The sequence below is a fragment of the Streptomyces similanensis genome (genome assembly GCF_039543625.1).
Taxonomy (GTDB): Bacteria; Actinomycetota; Actinomycetes; order Streptomycetales; family Streptomycetaceae; genus Streptomyces; species Streptomyces similanensis.
In genome coordinates this window covers 1-1,078 of the sequence record NZ_BAABKC010000030.1, presented here as the reverse complement: position 1 = coordinate 1,078, position 1,078 = coordinate 1, and the positions used below count along the sequence as shown (strand labels likewise).

Sequence of the window (1,078 nt, the reverse complement as noted above, 5' to 3'; positions counted from 1 at the left end):
AGGCCGGGCCGGCGGAGGCGCGGGTGGCCGGCAAGGTCCGGGCCGCGCGGGCGCGGGCGGGCGGCAGGGTTCGCGGCGCGCAGGTGCGCGCGGCCGAGGTCCGCGCCGACGAGGCGCCGTCCCCGGCCGGCGCGTAGTCCCCGGGGCGCGGGAGACCGCGTCCCGCACACCCCAGCAGGTTCCGGTTCCCGGCCGGGCGCGAGCCCGGCCGCAAGCACGGTGGAGGTGACACCATGAGTTCGACCCCGAGTCCGACCGCGAGTCCGACCGCGGTCATCGGCCGCGTTCCGGTGCGGGACGTACGTCCGGCCGTGGAGTACGGCCGGCGTCCGGCCAAGGCGGTGACCGGCGAGACGTTCCAGGTCACCGCCACCGTGTTCCGCGAGGGCCACGACGCGGTGGCCGCCGACGTGGTGCTGACGGACCCGGAGGGCCGCCCGGGGCCGTGGACGCCGATGCGCGAGCTGGCCCCCGGCTCCGACCGCTGGGGCGCCGAGGTGACACCGGGGGCGCCGGGACGCTGGACCTACCACGTGGAGGCATGGAGCGACCCGGTCGCCACCTGGCGGCACACGGCCGGCATCAAGGTGCCGGCCGGGATCGACGCCGGGCTGGTCCTGGAGGAGGGCGCCGACCTGCACACCCGGGCGGCCGCCGCGGCGCCCGAGGGCCCGGAGCGCGCGACGCTGCTGGACGCCGTCCGGGTCATGGAGGACGACGCGCTGCCGGTCATGACGCGGCTGGCGGCGGCGCTGACGCCGGAGGTGGCCGCGGTGCTGGCCCGCCATCCCCTGCGCGAGCTGGTCACCTCCTCCGACCCGCTGCCCCTCCAGGTCGAACGCGAGCGCGCCCTGTACGGCGCCTGGTACGAGTTCTTCCCCCGCTCCGAGGGCACCCCCGAGCAGCCGCACGGCACCTTCACCACCGCCGCCCGCCGCCTGCCCGCCATCGCCGCGATGGGCTTCGACGTCGTCTACCTCCCCCCCGTCCACCCCATCGGCACCACCTACCGCAAGGGCCCCAACAACACCCTCACCGCCGGCCCCGACGACGTCGGCGTGCCCTGGGCGATCGGCTC

At 77.6% G+C, this 1,078-nt stretch carries 1 protein-coding gene; it reads left to right on the top strand.

Annotated features, from left to right (window positions below):
* Positions 1–233 precede the first annotated feature (233 nt).
* The coding region (locus tag ABEB07_RS10655) for a maltotransferase domain-containing protein (RefSeq protein ID WP_345668047.1) at positions 234–1,078 on the top strand (845 nt) is incomplete at its 3' end.